This is a genomic window from Myxococcus vastator, assembly GCF_010894475.1.
Taxonomy (GTDB): Bacteria; Myxococcota; Myxococcia; order Myxococcales; family Myxococcaceae; genus Myxococcus; species Myxococcus vastator.
This window is the reverse complement of record NZ_JAAIYB010000036.1, coordinates 18,688-33,539: the sequence shown is the minus strand read 5'-3', so window position 1 is coordinate 33,539 and position 14,852 is coordinate 18,688. Positions and strand designations below refer to the sequence as shown.

The window sequence follows — 14,852 nt, the reverse complement described above, 5'->3', positions numbered from 1 at the left end:
GTACAGCGTCAGTACCCTGGGCCTGCGCGGTCATCAGGAGCGCGGAGGCGGCGACGGCGAGCTTGGAAAGGAAGGGCTTCATACGCGGGGGCGGGTTCCCAGGGAGATGCGCGCGGGCTCGCCCCAGGACAACCAGCAGGTCATGGAAAATTTCCGGAGGCTGACACAGGTTAGACTGTCCGCCTCCTCATGGACATCCGGACACAGAGCGCGCTGCTGGCATCCATCATCGGGCTCGCCCTGGGCGTGTCCATGTTGCTGCGGCCCGGCAGGCCCAGGGTACTGACGCTGTACTCCGTCTTCGCGCTGACGGTGGCCGGCTACTACCTTTCGCTCTTCTTTCACAGCATCTTCCCGGCCGGCGACTACCCGTGGACATCTCGCATCTTCGTGGGCGCCACCCTCCTGGTGGGCTCGCTGGTGCCGGGCGCGGCCGTCGCCTTCTTCCTGGAGTTCCTGGGCGTCAGCAAGGGGACGAACCTGGTGGGCCGCCGGCTCGCCCTGCTGTCCGCCGTGCTGGGGCTGACCGTGGCCGTCACCCCCCTGGCCGACAAGCTCTGGGCCCGGGTGGGCATGGGCGTGTGGGTGCTGGGCACGTTGCTGACCTACGGCTCCTTGCTGCTCCACCGGGTGCGCACCACGGAGTCGCGCATCGAGAAGTTCCGGCTGGCGTACCTGGCCATTGGCGCGGGCGCGGCCATCCTCTTCTCCGCGCTGGATTTCCTGGTCAGCTTCGGCATCCCCTTCCCCACGCTGGGGTCGGTCTTCTCCACGCTGTACCTGTTCTTCCTGGCCCACACGCTGCTGCGGCTGCGGCTCATGGACCTGCACGAGCTGCTGGGCAAGATTGCCTCGCAGACGGTGCTGGCCAGCATCCTGGCCGCCGTCTTCACGGTGCTGACGGCGTGGGGGAAGGAGAACACCGGCCTCTTCCTCTTCAACACGGTGGTGGCCGCGTTCGTCATCCTCATCCTCCTGGAGCCGCTGAAGGTGAAGGTGGAGGAGATGGTGGTGCGCATCTTCTTCCGCGAGCGCTTCGCCCTCCTGGACTCGCTGGGCTCGCTGCGCGTGCGCATCGCGAACGTCATCGAGATTTCCGAGCTGGCCCGGCTGGTGCTGGACACGCTCCATGAGACGGGCCGCGTGACGCACGCCTCCGTGTACCTGCTGGCGGAGGACCGGCCCGGGTACCGGCTGCTGGACTCGCGAGGCCCGCTGCCGGTGGCCTTCCTGGACACGGCGGTGGCGCGCGGCCTGCTGTTCGCGGCGGCCAGCGGACAGAAGGCGGTGCTGCGGGAGAACGTGGAGCGCCGCATGGCCACCATGCGGCTGCAGGCGGTGGAGGGCAAGCGCTACCGGGACGAGCTCAAGCGGCTCAACGACACGCGCGCGGCGCTGGTGCAGGTGAAGGCCGGCATCGCCGTGCCGCTGATGGGCAATGACCGCGTCATCGGGTTCCTCAACCTGTGGGACGAACGGGTGCCGGAGGCCTTCGCGTCCGACGAAATCGCCATCATCCTGGAGGTGGCGGAGCGGCTGGCGACGGTGCTGGAGAACTCCAAGCTCTACGAGAAGATTCGCGAGCGGGACCGTCTGGCCGCGCTGGGTGAGATGGCGGCGGGGCTCGCGCATGAGATTCGCAACCCGCTGGGCGCCATCAAGGGCGCGGCGCAGTGCCTGGACCCGTCGCAGTTCCACGGCGAGGACGCCGAGTTCCTCGACGTCATCGTCGAGGAGGTCAACCGGCTCAACGGCGTGGTGACGGCGTTCCTCGACTACGCGCGTCCGATGAAGCAGAGCTTCGGCACCACCGACCTCAACGAGGTGGTGACGCGCACCATGCGGCTCATCCAGAACGACGTGCCCTCCAACCTCCACCTGGCCGTGGAGCTGGACTTGATGTTGCCGCGCGTGGACGGCGACGCGGAGCAGCTCAAGCAGGTGCTCATCAACCTGGTGCAGAACGCGGTGCAGGCGCTCGGGACGCGCGAGGGCCGCATTAGCGTGCGCACGGAGAAGCCGGAGCGCTTCGGGGAGCTGCGCAGCGCCGGCGCCGAGTTCGTGGAGGTGCAGGTGTCCGACAACGGCCCCGGCATTCCTCCGGACCAGCACCCGCACATCTTCGTGCCCTTCTACACGACGAAACAGAAGGGCACCGGCCTGGGGCTGGCCATCTGCCAGCGCATCGTGAAGAACCACGGCGGCAGCATCTCCGTGCAGAGCAAGGTGGGCGAAGGCACCACGTTCGTCATCCGCTTCCCCGCCCTCCCCTCCGAGCAGCAGCCCGCGGACGCCACCTCCGTGGAGGGCCTGCCCGCCGGGAAGCGGCCGTCGCAGTCCTTGTCCGTGCCCGACGAGCTGCGCGACGTGGGCAAGACCTCCCACGTGGAGGCCCGCGCCAAGCGGGAGCGCCGCAAGCGGCTCCGCGCGTAGCGACCGACACCGCTTTCGCCCCTGGGGGCGAGCCCCTATAGGGTGATTCCCATGAGCGCATGCCCTTTCTGCCAATCCGCGATGCAGCCCGCTCCGAGCGGTGAGCTTCCCCTGGAGACCTGTGGTGACTGCGGCGCCGTGTGGTTCGAAGGCGATGCGCTCGCGAAGGTCATGGGAGGCGCCGTCTCGGACGCGCTCCTGCGCCGCGCGAAGGACCGGCCGGGAAGCTGCAAGGGCTGCCACGGTGAGCTCCAGTCCGTTCCGGAGTGTCCCCACTGCTCGACACGCTCCCCCACCTGCCCGCGCTGCGGACATGCGCCCCTGCCCGTGGTGGAGGTGTTCGACGTCCCCCTGGAGGTGTGCTCGGGCTGCGCGGGGGTTGCCCTGGACGCGGGCGAGCTCCAGCAACTCCAAGCCGCCGTCAGCACGTACCGCAACGCGCCGCTCGACCTCCGGCCCACGGTGCGAATCGAAGGGAAGCCGTGCTGCGCCGCGTGCCGGCGAGACATGCTGCCAGCGCATGGTTTTGTATGGGAGGAAGCCCTCTACTGCGGAAGCTGCGCCCCGAGCGGCGCAACCCCGTTCACGGAAGAGATGGACAGCGGCAAGGGCGTCCCCCTCATCGTCCCCAGTCGGCGGGGGCCCGTGGTCAATGTTGGCGGCTTCGTCTCCGCCGGCATGATCTGGCTGCTCAAGCAGCTGACGTCCGGCTCCGGACCCACCTATCGCTTCTGACTCACGGCGGACGCCCGCAAGGCCTCACCCCAGTGACGCGGTCGCCTCGGCCAGCTTCTCCTGCGCGGCCTCCCAGCGGGCATAGAGGTCTTCCAGCTCGTCCTTGCTCGCGCGGTGCGTGTCCATCAGCGGCTTGGCGCGCGCGAAGTCGTTGTAGAGGGCCGGGTCCGCGAGCTGCGCCTCGCGCTCCTTCTGTCCGGCCTCCACCTCGGCGATGCGGGCCTCCAGCTTCGCGATCTCCTTCTTGAGGGGCCCCTCCACCACGCTGCGCCGCTGGCGCGCCTCCGCCTCCAGCCGCTTGCGGTCCTTCTCCGTCATCGGCCCGGAGGCCACCTTGTCGCCCCGCGCCGGGGCCGCGGCCTCCGCCGCCGCCTGCTGGAGCTTCTGCTGGTGGTACAGGTAGTCGTCCAGGTTGCCCGGGTGCGGCGTGAGCTTCCCGTCCGCCACCTCCCACACGTGCGACGACAGGCCGTTGATGAAGCTCCGGCTGTGGCTGACGAACAGCAGCGTGCCGCCGTAGCCCTTCAGCGCTTCAATCAACATCTCGGCCGAGTCCAGGTCCAGGTGGTTGGTGGGCTCGTCCATCAGCAGGAAGTTGGACGGCACCAGCAACAGCTTGGCCAGCGCCACCCGCGCGCGCTCACCCCCACTCAGCACGCCAATGGGTTTCTCCACGTCGTCGCCGCTGAAGAGGAACGCGCCCAGCACGCCGCGCACGTAGCTCTCCGGCTTGTCCGCGGCCAGCGGGCGCACCTCTTCGATGATGGTGTTCTGCCGGTTCAGCTTGTCCGCGTGGTGCTGCGCGTAATAGCCCACCACCACGTTGTGCCCCAGCGTCACCGTCCCGGTGTCCGGCGCCAGCTCACCAGCGACCATCTTCAGGAGCGTCGTCTTGCCCGCGCCATTCGCGCCCACCACGGCGATGCGCTGCCCACGCTCCACGCGCCCGGTGAGGCCGTCGTAGATGGTCTGCGCACCGTACCGCTTGGTGATGCCCTCCAGCGTCACCACGTCGCGCCCGCTCCGCTCGACCTCGGGGAAGCGGAACTTCATCGACGTCCGCTCCTCCAGGACCTGCACCTTCTCCAGCTTCTCCAACATCTTGGCGCGGCTCTGCGCCTGCCGCGCCTTGGTGGCCTTGGCGCCGAAGCGGTCGATGAAGCCCTGCAGCTCCGCGCGACGTGACTCCACCTTCTCGGCGCGGGCCCGGAGCAGCTCCTTCTCCTCGGCGCGCAGGCGCTTGTACTCGTCGTAGTTCCCCGCGTACTCGCGCACGCCCTCCACTTCCAGGGACACCACCCGGTTGATCTGCCGGTTGAGGAAGTCCTTGTCGTGGGAGATGAGCACCAGCGCCTTGTTGGAGCGGCGCATGAAGTCGTCGAACCAGGTGAGCGTGGGCACGTCCAGGTGGTTGGTGGGCTCGTCCAGCAGGAGCAGGTCCGGGTCCTGGAGCAGCAGCCCCGCCAGGGCCGCGCGCATCCGCCAGCCGCCGGACAGCGCGGAGGTGGGCTTGGCCAGGTCCGCGTCGCGGAAGCCCAGGCCCTTGAGGATGCGCTCGGCGTGGTGGCGGCCGTAGCGGTTCTCGAAGTCGTCCAACTCCGCGTGCAGGTCCGCCAGGGACTGGGACAGCTCCAGCTGGTCCTCCTCGTCCGTGGCGGCGGCGAGCGCCTCCTCGGTCTCCTTGAGGCGCGCCTCCATCGCATCACGGCCGGGCACGGTGCTCATCACCGCCTCCACCACGGTGCCCTCCGGCAGGCCGGCGATTTCCTGCGGCAGGTAGCCCGCGCGGGCCTTGCGGCTGTACTGCACCGTCCCCGAGTCGGGCTGGGCCACGCCCGCCAGGATTTTCATCAGCGAGCTCTTGCCTGTCCCGTTGGCCCCTACGAGGCCCACCCGGTCCCTGGGACCCAGCGTGAAGCTGTCCTGATCGAAGAGGACCTTCTTTCCGTACGAGAGGCAGAGGTCCTGGGCGATGACGAGGCTCATGGCGCCGGGGATGTAACAGCCCGCGGGCTCCTCGGGAATGTCGGATGTGCCTGCCCGTTCGCTCTGGGGCCCCACAGGGGCTTTCCGGGTTGGGCCGGGGCCTGTCTATACTCTGGCCCCACATGGCTGCCCCCTGTCCCCATTGCGGAAGCACCGACGGCGTCGACCACCTCTGCTCAGGCCAGAGCCTCCAGCTCCTCGGCCAGGTGCTCGACGGCCGTTATAAAATCGAAAGCGTCCTGGGCCAGGGCGGCATGGGCATGGTGTTCCGCGCCACCCAGACGTCCGTGCAGCGCCCGGTGGCGGTGAAGACGCTCAACCCGTCGCTGGCCGCCGCCCCCCAGTTCTTCGAGCGCTTTCGCCGGGAGGCGGAGCTCGCCAGCCGGCTGCGCCACCCCAACGTCATCACCATCTTCGACTTCGGCCGGTCGCCGGACGGCACCTGCTACTACGTGATGGAGCTCCTGGAGGGCGAAAGCCTGAAGGAGACGGTGAAGCGCCAGGGCCCCATGTCCCTGCGCCGGGCCTTGAGCCTCGTGGAGCAGGCGTCGCAGGGGCTGGCGCACGCGCACGCGGAGGGCTGCGTCCACCGTGACTTGAAGCCGCACAACATCATGGTGCAGCAGCTCAGCGGCCAGGACTTCGTCAAGGTGCTGGACTTCGGCCTGGTGAAGGCCATGGAGGCCGAGGAGGAGGAGCAGCTCACCTCCACCGGCCAGGTGCTGGGCACGCCCCAGTACATGCCGCCCGAGCAGGCCGGCGGCGAGTCCGTGGACCAGCGCTCCGACCTCTACTCCATGGCGGGCGTGCTCTACTTCTGCCTCACCGGCAGCTCGCCCTTCGGCGCGAACACGGTGCGCAAGGCGCTGACGGCGTCGCTCACCCAGCCGGTGCCCGCCGTCAACACCAAGCGCCAGGGCGCCCCGGTGCCGGCCGCGCTGGATGCCTTCTTCAAGAAGGCGCTCGCCCCGGAGAAGGAGGACCGGTACCAGAACGCGCAGGAGTTCATCGACGCGATGCTGGACACCGTGGCGGACCTCACCTCCGAGGAGCTCGACGCCATGCCGAGCGGCGGCGTCTCCAGCGCCAGCGAGCGCGGCAGCAACAGCCGCAGCCGCTCCAACCGTCAGGGCAGCCAGAGCGGCATCCGCTCCTCGCGGGTGGGCGCCGCGCCGACCCTGGGCCGGGGCTCCACGCCCTCCAACGTCGTCGTCGCCAGGACCCAGGGCGGCGGTGGCGGCGCCGCGTCCTCCCCCAGCCGCGGCCGCTCGCAGACGTCCCGGTCCGCGCCGCCTCCGCCCCCTGAGCCGGAGGGCATGTCCACCGGCAAGAAGGTGGCCCTGGTCGCCGTGCCGCTGGTCCTGCTGGGCATTGGCGCGGCCGTGGTCCTGGGCACCCAGGGTGGCGACGGCGCCCCCGCGACGCCGGTGGAGGTGAACGTCCCCCGCGATGCCTCACCGGCCACGACGCAGGTCGCGACGGGGACACCCGAGGAGCCGTCCCTCCTCACCGTGAGCCTCGCCTCGACGCCGTCCGGCGCATCCATCTACGAAGGCGAGGAGATGGTGGGCACCACGCCCACGAAGCTCCAGCTCCGCCGCGACAAGGTGCACTCCTTCAGCTTCCGCATGCCGGGACACCAGGACAAGGAGCTCACGCTCAACCTGCGCCGGGTGGCTGGGAATACACAGACGGCGAACGTGGTGCTGGAGCCCGTGCGAGCCGCGGGCCCCGGGCGTTCGCCACGCCCCCCGCCGAAGCCGGCGAGCCCGTCCGGTCCGGACATCTCCGTCTTCGAGTAGTCCCCACCGAGGGGCGCGCGGGAGCGCCGCGGTGCCCCCGGTCGGTCCTTCCGCCATCCGCGTCAGGCGAGCTTCGCGAGCGTCGGGAGGACTTCCCCGCTCCTGCCCACGACGCGGTGCTCGAAGCGGTTGGAGTTCTCCGCCGGGTCCAGGTTGACGAGCCACGTGTCCCCGCCGGCCTTGCGCACCTGGTCCACGATTCCAGCGGCCGGGTACACGGCGCCGGACGTCCCCGCCGCCAGGAAGACGAGGCGTCTCCCCGAGGTGGCGGCCCGCAGCGAGAAGTCCTCGATGCGCTGGATGTCCGCCGGGTCCAGGTACTCGCCGAACCAGACGATGTGGGGCCGCAGCTGCTTGCCACACGCATCGCACTCGGGCACCGACCCCGTGGGGTACACGGTGGCGTCGTCGAACGGGGGCCGCTCGCAGCGGCTGCAGCGCGTCTTGAAGAGGTTGCCGTGCATCTCCACCACCCGCTGACTCCCGGCGCGGGTGTGCAGGCCGTCGACGTTCTGGGTGGCGAGCAGGAAGCGGTCCCCCAGGTGGCGCTCCCAGGCGACGAGCGCCTCGTGGCCCGGATTGGGGTGGACGGCGGCGGCGCCCTTGCGGCGCTCCGAGTAGAAGCGCCACACCCGCGACGGATCCTTCCGGAAGCCCTCGGGCGACGCCACGGCCTCCACGGGTTGGTCCTCCCAGAGTCCGCTCATCCCACGGAAGGTGGGGACTCCGCTCTCAGCGGAGACTCCCGCGCCCGTGAGAACGAGCAGCCAGGTATTCGAATCGAGGATGAGCGAATCCATGTCGGCTCCTGTGCGGCGGAAAGCGAATCAAGCTATGGAGGGGACGCTGACTCTACCGGGGCCTGACGCTCCCGGAGGTCGCCTTGCGAGGTCCCATCATGGCGGAAGTCACTCTGGATCTGCGCGGCATGCCCAAGGCCGAAGCCTACGCCGAGCTGAAGCAGCACGCGCGCGCGGTGCTCGAGGGCATTGATGATGACATCACCGGCATGGCCACCATGAGCTGCCTGCTGCACCACGCCTTCGGGCACCTGTGGACGGGCTTCTATCGCGTCGTCACGCCGGGGAAGCTGCTCCGCGTGGGCCCCTACCAGGGCACGCTCGGGTGCCTGGAGATTCCCTTCGGCAAGGGCGTGTGCGGCGCCGCCGCGGCGAAGGGCGAGACGATGGTGGTGGCGGACGTCCACGCCTTCCCGGGCCACATCACCTGCGACGGACGCTCGACGTCGGAGATTGTCGTCCCGGTGTTCGGCCGCAACCGGGAGCTGCTCGCCGTGCTCGACATCGACTCCGAGCACAAGAACACCTTCGACGAGGTGGACCGCCGCGAGCTGGAAGACCTGGTGCGCTGGTTCCAGCGGTAGCGGCGGCCCGCGGCCGGGCGCTCAGCGCGCGCGGGCGTACGCCACGGCGAGCTGCCCGGCGAAGCGCGCGTTGTGGGTGAGCAGGGCCAGGTTGGCCTTGAGCGTCTTGCCCCCGGTGCGCTTCGCCATCTCCGACAGGAGGAAGGGCGTCACGCCCTTGCCGCGGATGCCCTGCCGGTCCGCGTCGGCGAGCGTCGCGGCGATGTGCAGCTCCACCTCGTTGCGAGGCAGGGACGTCTCCTCGGGCGGAGGCACGGTGTAGAGCACCCCGCCCTGCTTCAGCGACTCGAAGCGGGCGCGGGCGATGCGGGCGGCCGTGTCCACGTCATCCGCGCGGTGCTCCAGGGGAATCCCGGAGCCACGGCTGTAAAAGGACGGCAGCTCGTCCGTCCCCACGCCGATGACGGGCACGCCGGCCGTCTCCAGCAACTCCATCGTCTTGGGCAGGTCCAGCACGGACTTGGCGCCCGCGCACACCACGGCGACGGGGAAGCGCGCCAGCGCGGCGATGTCCTGGGAGATGTCGAAGTGCTCCGACGCCCCGCGGTGCACCCCCCCAATGCCGCCGGTGGAGAAGACCCGGATGCCCGCGGCGGCGGCCATTTCACACGTGGCGCTCACGGTGGTGCCACCCGTGGCGCGCGTGGCCATGGCGACGGCCAGGTCCCGGGAGCCCAGCTTGAGCAGGCGCTCCTTGCCCTCCGCCAACCGGCGCATCTCCGGCTCCTCCAGCCCGATGCACAGCTGCCCATCGATGATGGCGGTGGCGGCGGGAACGGCGCCAGCGCGGCGGATGGCCTCCTCACATGCCCGGGCGGCGGCCAGGTTGTCCGGATAGGGAAGGCCCTGGGCCACGACGCTCGTCTCCAGGGCCACCAGCGGTTGGCCGGCCTCGAGCGCGCGACGCACCTCTTCCGAAAAGCGTAGGTCCATGCCCAGGCGTTTAGCATGCCCGTCTCCCAACGTCGGCTTGCGCGCGCGGCCCCTGGGGCCTATTCCCCTGCCGCCGTGTCCACGTCCACCACCGCCGTCGTGCCCGCCCCTTCGCGCGGCTTCTCCGCGTCCGACCTGGCCATCGTCGGCGTCGTGGTTGTCTGGGGCACCAACTACACGGTGGTGAAGGAGGCGATGGAGACGCTCCCGCCCCTGGCCTTCATGTCGCTGCGCTTCACCATCGCGGCGTTGGCCATGGGCGCGTTGCTCCTCGGCGTCGAAGGCTGGAAGCCGCTTCCCCGCCCGGTGTTCCTCAAGCTGCTGGGGCTCGGGCTGGTGGGCAACACCGTGTACCAGTTGTGCTTCATCCTCGGCCTGGCGAACACCTCGGTGGCGAACAGCGGGATGCTGACGGCGGTGACGCCGGTGCTGGTGGCCACGCTCGGCGCCCTGTTCGGCGTGGAGCGGCTCACCCGCCCGCTCGTCGCGGCCCTGGGCCTGGGCGTGGTGGGGATGCTGCTGGTGCTGGGAGGACGCGGCGCGTCCCAACATGGCGCGTCCTCGCTGGGCGACGGGCTCATCGTCGGCGCCAGCCTCTGCTGGGCACTCTACACGGTGGGCATTCGCACCGTGGGCCCGGAGGTGTCCGCGCTGCGCATCACCGCCATCAGCATGCTGACGGGCGCGCCGGGCGTGGTGCTCGCGGGCGTGCCCGAGCTGCTGCGCCTGGAGACCCAGAACATCACCGCCGGCGCCTGGGCGGGCGTGGTGTACTCGGCGCTGGTGCCGCTGGTGCTCGCGTACTTCATCTGGGGCCGCACCGTGCAGAGGGTGGGCAGCAGCCGCGCGGGCCTCTACAACACCGGCATCCCCGTGGTGGCCGCCCTCACGGCGTGGGCCGTGCGCGGAGAGCGCCCCACCTGGATGCAGGTGCTCGGCGCGGGGCTCGTGCTCACCGGCGTGCTGCTCAGCCGGCGGAAGTCGTAGGCCCCGCGGCCTGACTCACTCCCGGCGACCCCGCTCCACCGCGAGTCCGTACTCCTCAATCTTCTTGTCCAGCGTGGGCCGGCTGATGCCGAGCAGCTCCGCGGCGCGGACCTTCTTCCCCGACGCCTCGCGCAGGGCCTCGGCGATGGCGTCGCGCTCCAGCCGGGCCACGCGCCCCTGCAGCGTCTTGTCGCCCTCGTCGCCGCCCTCCTGGAACTCCGGGGGCAGCTGCAGCGCGCCCACGCGGCTTGACGCGTACAGCAGGCCCAGGCGCTCGCCCACCAACTCCAGCTCGCGCAGGTTCTGCGGCCACGCGTACTCCATCAGCAGCCGCCGGGCCTCGGGACTGAGCGTCGGGGGTTCCTTGCGAATCCGGCGGGCCGCGCGCGCCGCGAACTGCTCCAGCAGCGGGAGCACGTCCGCGCGCCGCTCACGGATGGGCGGAGCGTCCAGCTCGAAGCCCGACAACACCCGAGCCAACGAGGACTCCACGTCACCACGCGCCGCCAGCAACGTCACCGACGCGGGCGCGGTCGCCAGCACCCGCACATCCACGGGCTCCTCGCCCCCCTGACGCGCGGGCGCCGAGCGCCGAGCCAAGGCCCGCGCCAGCCGCTCCGCGGCGGGCCGCGCGAGCGACTCCACGTGGAGCAGCACCAGCGAGCCCCCATCCGCGCGCAGCAGCGCGGACACGACGGGCGGATGCCCGGGCGCGCTCGCCCTGCCGAACAGCGCCTCCTCCACGGCCTCGGCGGGCTCCCGGCAGTCCACCACGATGAAGGGCCCCAGGGCCCGAGGCGAACGCGCATGGACGAAGCGGGCCAGCAGCGCCTTGCCCACGCCCGGCTCGCCATGAATCACCACCGGCGCGGCGCTGGCGGCCACCCGGCGCGCCAGCTCCAACAAGGCCCGCAGCGGCCGGGACGTACCGGAGAGCGCGGCCACGGGCGGCTCCGCCTCCACGCGGGAGCGCACGGTGGTGTAGGCCTCGCCACCCAAGCGTCCCAGCGCCGCGAGCAACTGGCCCTCGCCCTCGCTGAACTTCGGCTCCGCCCGTGTCACGTACAGCACGCCGAAGGGCATGCCGCCCGAGGCAACCAGGGGCGCGCAGAGGGTGTCATCCGTCTGGACGAGCTCCTTGCGCTCCAGCGCGGCTTGCGCCAGCGCGCGCGGCATCGTCAGCGCCTCCGCGCCCGCCACCGCCGCGGTGAGCAAGCCATCACTGCTGCCCAGCAGCGCGGCCGCGCGGTCGGCATTGAGCGCGTGCGCGACCTCGTCCGCCAGGCGCCGCAGCACCAGGGCGCCACTGGTTGCCCCCAACAAGGCAATGCCCGCCGAGTACATCGCCGCCGCCGTGCCCACGTGAGGCAGCACTTCTTCAATCGGAACCTGCCCGACCTTCTCCGGCCCATCGGCCACCAGCGTCACCGGGGGCGGCTCGAAGAGGGCCGTCGTCGCGCCCACGCGCACCTGGTCACCGGGCTTGAGCACCACTTCGCCCACGAGGCGCTCGCCGTTGACGAACGTCCCGTTGCGCGAGCGCAAGTCGCGGATGCACGACTGCCCGTCGAGGACGGAGATCAGCGCGTGCTTGCGGGAGACTTGATGGTCATCCAGCGGGATTTCACACGACGGACTGCGGCCAATCGTCGCCTCCGCGAGCACGTCGTGACGACGCCCCGCGGAAGGACCGGTGAGCAGCAGGAGGGCGGGCATGGGGCGCGGAGCCTAGCGCCCCGCGATGGCCGGGCAAGGCCCCCGGCGCCGCTTGCTACATCGGCCGTTCGGCGTTCAGGAGTTCACGGAGTTCCCGTTCGTCCAACGCCCGGCCTTCCCGGCTGATGGCCAGCGCGTTGACCTGGGTCTCCGCGACCTCTACGTGGGCGCCCTTGCGCCACTCGGTTGTATGCACTGCGCCATCCACGAGCTTGCCCACCACGGAGCCCTCGTCCCGGCCCATGACCTCCAGCCACAAGTTTTCCGTGACGGTGTTCCCTTCAGGGTGGGTGTCGAAGGGTGCGCGCACCAGGAAGGTGAGCGGCTCCATCAGGCCCCTGCGCTGGAAGCGCGCCAGGAAGGACGGGAGCACCAATTGGGCCTCGCGCCGCATGGCCTGGGTCTGCTCCTCGGGCTCCTTCTCGAAGCGCTCGCGATAGGGCTCCAGCAGTTGGGACGTGTTGTGCCGGCCCAGCGGGGACACCACGGTGAGGAAGAGCCCCTCATGGCCCTCGAAGGTGTCCAGGGGGACGCCCAACAGGTTGGCGCGGGCCTCTTCCGAGGGCACGAGCGTGAAGACCTGTCCCTCGCTGGTGCCCACCTGGGTGCGCAACGCCGGCCCCTGCCCGAAGGCCAGGTCGGTGCACAGCTCGTGAAGGAAGCTCTCCGCGGCCAGCAGGTCCTTCTCGGCCAGGTGGAAGATTTCCAGGTCCCGAGCCCCGAACTTCTCCATCCCGTGCGAGTGCACCCACAGGGGCGTGTCCCCCTCCGTCGCCTCCACGGCATGGAGGTGGACGTGGTCTCGGATGTCGAAGTCCAGCTCCGTGATTTCCACCACGTCGTCGGGTTCATGGAGCTTGAAGGCGGTGAGGTCCACCAGCACGCCCTGGACGTGCTCCAGCAGCGTGCGCACGGCCCACAGCGCCTCGAAGACAGGCAGCGTGGGCTGCGCTCCACCCGGCTCCACGGACAGATGGTAGTAGGCCGTGGCGCGCCCCAGCCGCTCGAAGGCGTCCGGGCTGCCGCTGAACACCTCCTTGCGGAAGCGCGGCAGGCCCTCGGAGCCCCGCGTCAGACGCACCAGCACCTCGGAGCCGTCCGCCCGCAGCGTGAACCCCTCGCCGTCCGCGTCCGGGGTGAACTCCACCTCATCGTTCGCGAAGGACGCGCGCAGTGCCTCGAGGGGCGCCGGGCCCTCCTGCTCCGTCGCCAGCAGGTAGACCTCCATCACAGGTGCTTCTCGATCTGCCGGAAGAGGTCCACGCGGTCCACCAGGTTGGTCAAATAGTCGAGCTTGTCCGTGGGAAGCACGAGCACCGGCGACAGGCGGTAGCCCTCGAACCACTCCTCATAGAGGGCGTTGAGGCGCTGCAGGTAGCGGGTGGGGATGTCCCGCTCCATGGCCCGGCCGCGGATGCGGATGCGCTCACGAATCGTCTGCACCGGGCAGCGGAGGTAGATCATCAGGTCGGGGGGCCGCAACGACTCCGAAATCGTCTCGTACAGCTCGCAGTACGTCTTCCAGTCCCGCTTGTCGATGAGCCGCTGCCGGTGGAGGTTCTTGGCGAAAATCTCCGCGTCCTCATAGAGGGTGCGGTCCTGAAGCACCGTCCCGGAGGTGCGCTCCAGTTCCCGGTGCAGGCGGAACTTGTGCGTCAGGAAGAAGAGCTGCGAGCGGAACGCCCACGTCTTCATGTCCTTGTAGAAGTCCGCCAGATAGGGGTTCTGGTCGTTGGGTTCGAAGGAGGGCGTCAACCCGTACTTCCGGCAGAGGAAGGACGTCAGCTCCGTCTTTCCGGCGCCGATGTTGCCCGCGATGGCGATGAACTTTTTCCTGGCCACACCACCCCTGCTTGTAACCCCGCCGAGCGGCGCGCACCAGAAACAACGTGTAGGTAGGACGTGGTAGAAGAAGTGCATGCCCCCCCGTCGTCCCGTTCAACGCGTGACAGGTGCCGCCGTCCTCCCTCGTGGGGGTCGCCGCCTGACCGCCTGGACAGGGAGCTTCGGCGGGCAAGCCCGCGGGCCCGGGCACCTTCCGGCCCTGAACATCGGCCCCCAGGAGGCGGGCTGAGGGATGCGCAAGCTCTTTTGCATTTTCGTGGCGGGCGTCTGGACGTTCGTCTGTTTCTTCCTCGCCATCCTGGCGATGCTGCTCACGCTCAACCCATCGAACTCCATCTGGGTGGCGCGAAAGATCTGGTCGCCCGTGCTGCTGTGGGCAGGGGGCGCGACGCTGGAAGTCATCGGCCAGGAGAACGTGGACCCGAATCGGCCCACCATCTACGTGGCCAACCACCAGTCCACCATCGACATCCCGGCGCACTTCATGGCCGTCGCCGTCCCGTTCCGCTACGTCGCCAAGTCGCAGCTCAAGTGGGTGCCCCTCATCGGCTGGTACCTGGCGCTCGCGGGCCACGTCTTCGTCAACCGGTCCAACCGCTCCAAGGCCATTGCCTCGCTCAACGCGGCAGCGGCCAAGATTCGCGGCGGCACCAGCATCTTCCTGTATCCGGAAGGCACCCGCTCGACGGACGGCCGCGTCCTGCCCTTCAAGAAGGGCCCCTTCGCCCTGGCGCTGAAGGCCCGCGTCCCCGTCTGCCCCGTCACCATCGAGGGCTCCGGCAACCTGATGCCCAAGTCCACCTGGAACATCACCCCCGGTCCCATCCGCGTGAAGATTGGCCAGCCCATCGACACCACCACGTTCGCCGAGGGTGACCGCGAAGGCCTGGCCCGAGCCGTCCGCGCCGTCATCATCGCGGACAGCCTGTCCCTCGGGGGCAAGGGCGGCGACGTGGATGACGCCGTCGCCGCCGCGGGCGCCGAGGGCATCAGCGACGCGCGGGCCCGCGCAGTCTCCTCCTCCTGAGAAG

At 70.0% G+C, this 14,852-nt stretch carries 12 protein-coding genes; 6 read left to right on the top strand and 6 right to left on the bottom strand.

Translation table 11 applies throughout. The features are described from left to right. Positions 1-189: 189 nt before the first annotated feature. Both G4D87_RS06055 and G4D87_RS06050 read left to right on the top strand, forming a co-directional pair. Positions 190-2,433 (top strand): ATP-binding protein, encoded by a 2,244-nt coding sequence (locus tag G4D87_RS06055; RefSeq protein ID WP_163779864.1) that lies wholly within the window; start codon positions 190-192, stop codon positions 2,431-2,433. Between the two features lie 51 nt (positions 2,434-2,484). Beyond that, positions 2,485-3,168 carry a TFIIB-type zinc ribbon-containing protein gene (locus tag G4D87_RS06050; protein WP_163779862.1) on the top strand — a complete coding sequence of 228 codons (684 nt, stop codon included), beginning with the start codon at positions 2,485-2,487 and terminating at the stop codon, positions 3,166-3,168. Positions 3,169-3,192: 24 nt separating this feature from the next. On the opposite strand, the gene G4D87_RS06045 is transcribed toward G4D87_RS06050, so the two are convergent. Continuing rightward, on the bottom strand, positions 3,193-5,154 hold the full coding sequence (locus G4D87_RS06045; protein WP_163779860.1) for an ABC-F family ATP-binding cassette domain-containing protein: 1,962 nt from the start codon (positions 5,152-5,154) through the stop codon (positions 3,193-3,195). Positions 5,155-5,276: 122 nt separating this feature from the next. Between G4D87_RS06045 and G4D87_RS06040 the strand changes: the two genes are divergently transcribed. Continuing rightward, entirely contained in the window at positions 5,277-6,956 is a 1,680-nt protein-coding gene (locus tag G4D87_RS06040) for a serine/threonine protein kinase (protein WP_205507448.1), read from the top strand. A gap of 62 nt (positions 6,957-7,018) precedes the next feature. Here G4D87_RS06040 and G4D87_RS06035 read toward each other — a convergent pair whose 3' ends face one another. Continuing rightward, positions 7,019-7,756: an SIR2 family NAD-dependent protein deacylase gene (locus G4D87_RS06035; RefSeq protein WP_163779858.1), complete on the bottom strand. Its 738-nt coding sequence runs from the start codon at positions 7,754-7,756 to the stop codon at positions 7,019-7,021. Between the two features lie 98 nt (positions 7,757-7,854). On the opposite strand from G4D87_RS06035, the gene msrC reads away from it, so the two are divergent. Beyond that, complete coding sequence (gene msrC / locus G4D87_RS06030) at positions 7,855-8,340, top strand: free L-methionine (R)-S-oxide reductase MsrC (RefSeq protein WP_163779856.1); 486 nt, start codon at positions 7,855-7,857, stop codon at positions 8,338-8,340. Positions 8,341-8,361: 21 nt separating this feature from the next. Here the strand turns inward: msrC and G4D87_RS06025 are convergent, their stop codons facing one another. After that, entirely contained in the window at positions 8,362-9,273 is a 912-nt protein-coding gene (locus G4D87_RS06025; RefSeq protein ID WP_163779854.1) for a pseudouridine-5'-phosphate glycosidase, read from the bottom strand. 75 nt (positions 9,274-9,348) lie between these two features. On the opposite strand from G4D87_RS06025, the gene G4D87_RS06020 reads away from it, so the two are divergent. Continuing rightward, complete coding sequence (locus G4D87_RS06020; protein ID WP_163779853.1) at positions 9,349-10,260, top strand: DMT family transporter; 912 nt, start codon at positions 9,349-9,351, stop codon at positions 10,258-10,260. Positions 10,261-10,275: 15 nt separating this feature from the next. Here G4D87_RS06020 and G4D87_RS06015 read toward each other — a convergent pair whose 3' ends face one another. From G4D87_RS06015 to G4D87_RS06005, 3 genes are read right to left on the bottom strand one after another with little or no spacing between them, the layout of a single operon-like run. Further along, positions 10,276-11,976, bottom strand: a complete 1,701-nt coding sequence (locus G4D87_RS06015) for an FHA domain-containing protein (RefSeq protein WP_163779851.1) — start codon at positions 11,974-11,976, stop codon at positions 10,276-10,278. Positions 11,977-12,031: 55 nt separating this feature from the next. Then, complete coding sequence (locus tag G4D87_RS06010; RefSeq protein ID WP_176410558.1) at positions 12,032-13,207, bottom strand: DUF2314 domain-containing protein; 1,176 nt, start codon at positions 13,205-13,207, stop codon at positions 12,032-12,034. Further along, entirely contained in the window at positions 13,204-13,818 is a 615-nt protein-coding gene (locus G4D87_RS06005) for a deoxynucleoside kinase (RefSeq protein ID WP_011553366.1), read from the bottom strand. Before G4D87_RS06005 ends, G4D87_RS06010 begins: the two co-directional genes overlap by 4 nt. A 235-nt stretch (positions 13,819-14,053) precedes the next feature. Here G4D87_RS06005 and G4D87_RS06000 point away from each other — a divergent pair, with 235 nt between their 5' ends. Then, the gene (locus tag G4D87_RS06000; RefSeq protein ID WP_163779846.1) at positions 14,054-14,848 is read left to right on the top strand and encodes a lysophospholipid acyltransferase family protein; all 795 of its coding nucleotides are present in this window, start codon (positions 14,054-14,056) and stop codon (positions 14,846-14,848) included. Positions 14,849-14,852: the final 4 nt, after the last annotated feature.

Excerpts from the sequence above, each read along its gene's own strand:
- G4D87_RS06015 (WP_163779851.1), bottom strand. The coding sequence starts at position 11,976 with ATGCCCGCCCTCCTGCTGCTCACCGGTCCTTCCGCGGGGCGTCGTCAC.
- msrC (WP_163779856.1), top strand. The coding sequence starts at position 7,855 with ATGGCGGAAGTCACTCTGGATCTGCGCGGCATGCCCAAGGCCGAAGCC.
- G4D87_RS06045 (WP_163779860.1), bottom strand. The coding sequence starts at position 5,154 with ATGAGCCTCGTCATCGCCCAGGACCTCTGCCTCTCGTACGGAAAGAAG.
- G4D87_RS06000 (WP_163779846.1), top strand. The coding sequence starts at position 14,054 with ATGCGCAAGCTCTTTTGCATTTTCGTGGCGGGCGTCTGGACGTTCGTC.
- G4D87_RS06025 (WP_163779854.1), bottom strand. The coding sequence starts at position 9,273 with ATGGACCTACGCTTTTCGGAAGAGGTGCGTCGCGCGCTCGAGGCCGGC.
- G4D87_RS06050 (WP_163779862.1), top strand. The coding sequence starts at position 2,485 with ATGAGCGCATGCCCTTTCTGCCAATCCGCGATGCAGCCCGCTCCGAGC.
- G4D87_RS06040 (WP_205507448.1), top strand. The coding sequence starts at position 5,277 with ATGGCTGCCCCCTGTCCCCATTGCGGAAGCACCGACGGCGTCGACCAC.
- G4D87_RS06035 (WP_163779858.1), bottom strand. The coding sequence starts at position 7,756 with ATGGATTCGCTCATCCTCGATTCGAATACCTGGCTGCTCGTTCTCACG.
- G4D87_RS06055 (WP_163779864.1), top strand. The coding sequence starts at position 190 with ATGGACATCCGGACACAGAGCGCGCTGCTGGCATCCATCATCGGGCTC.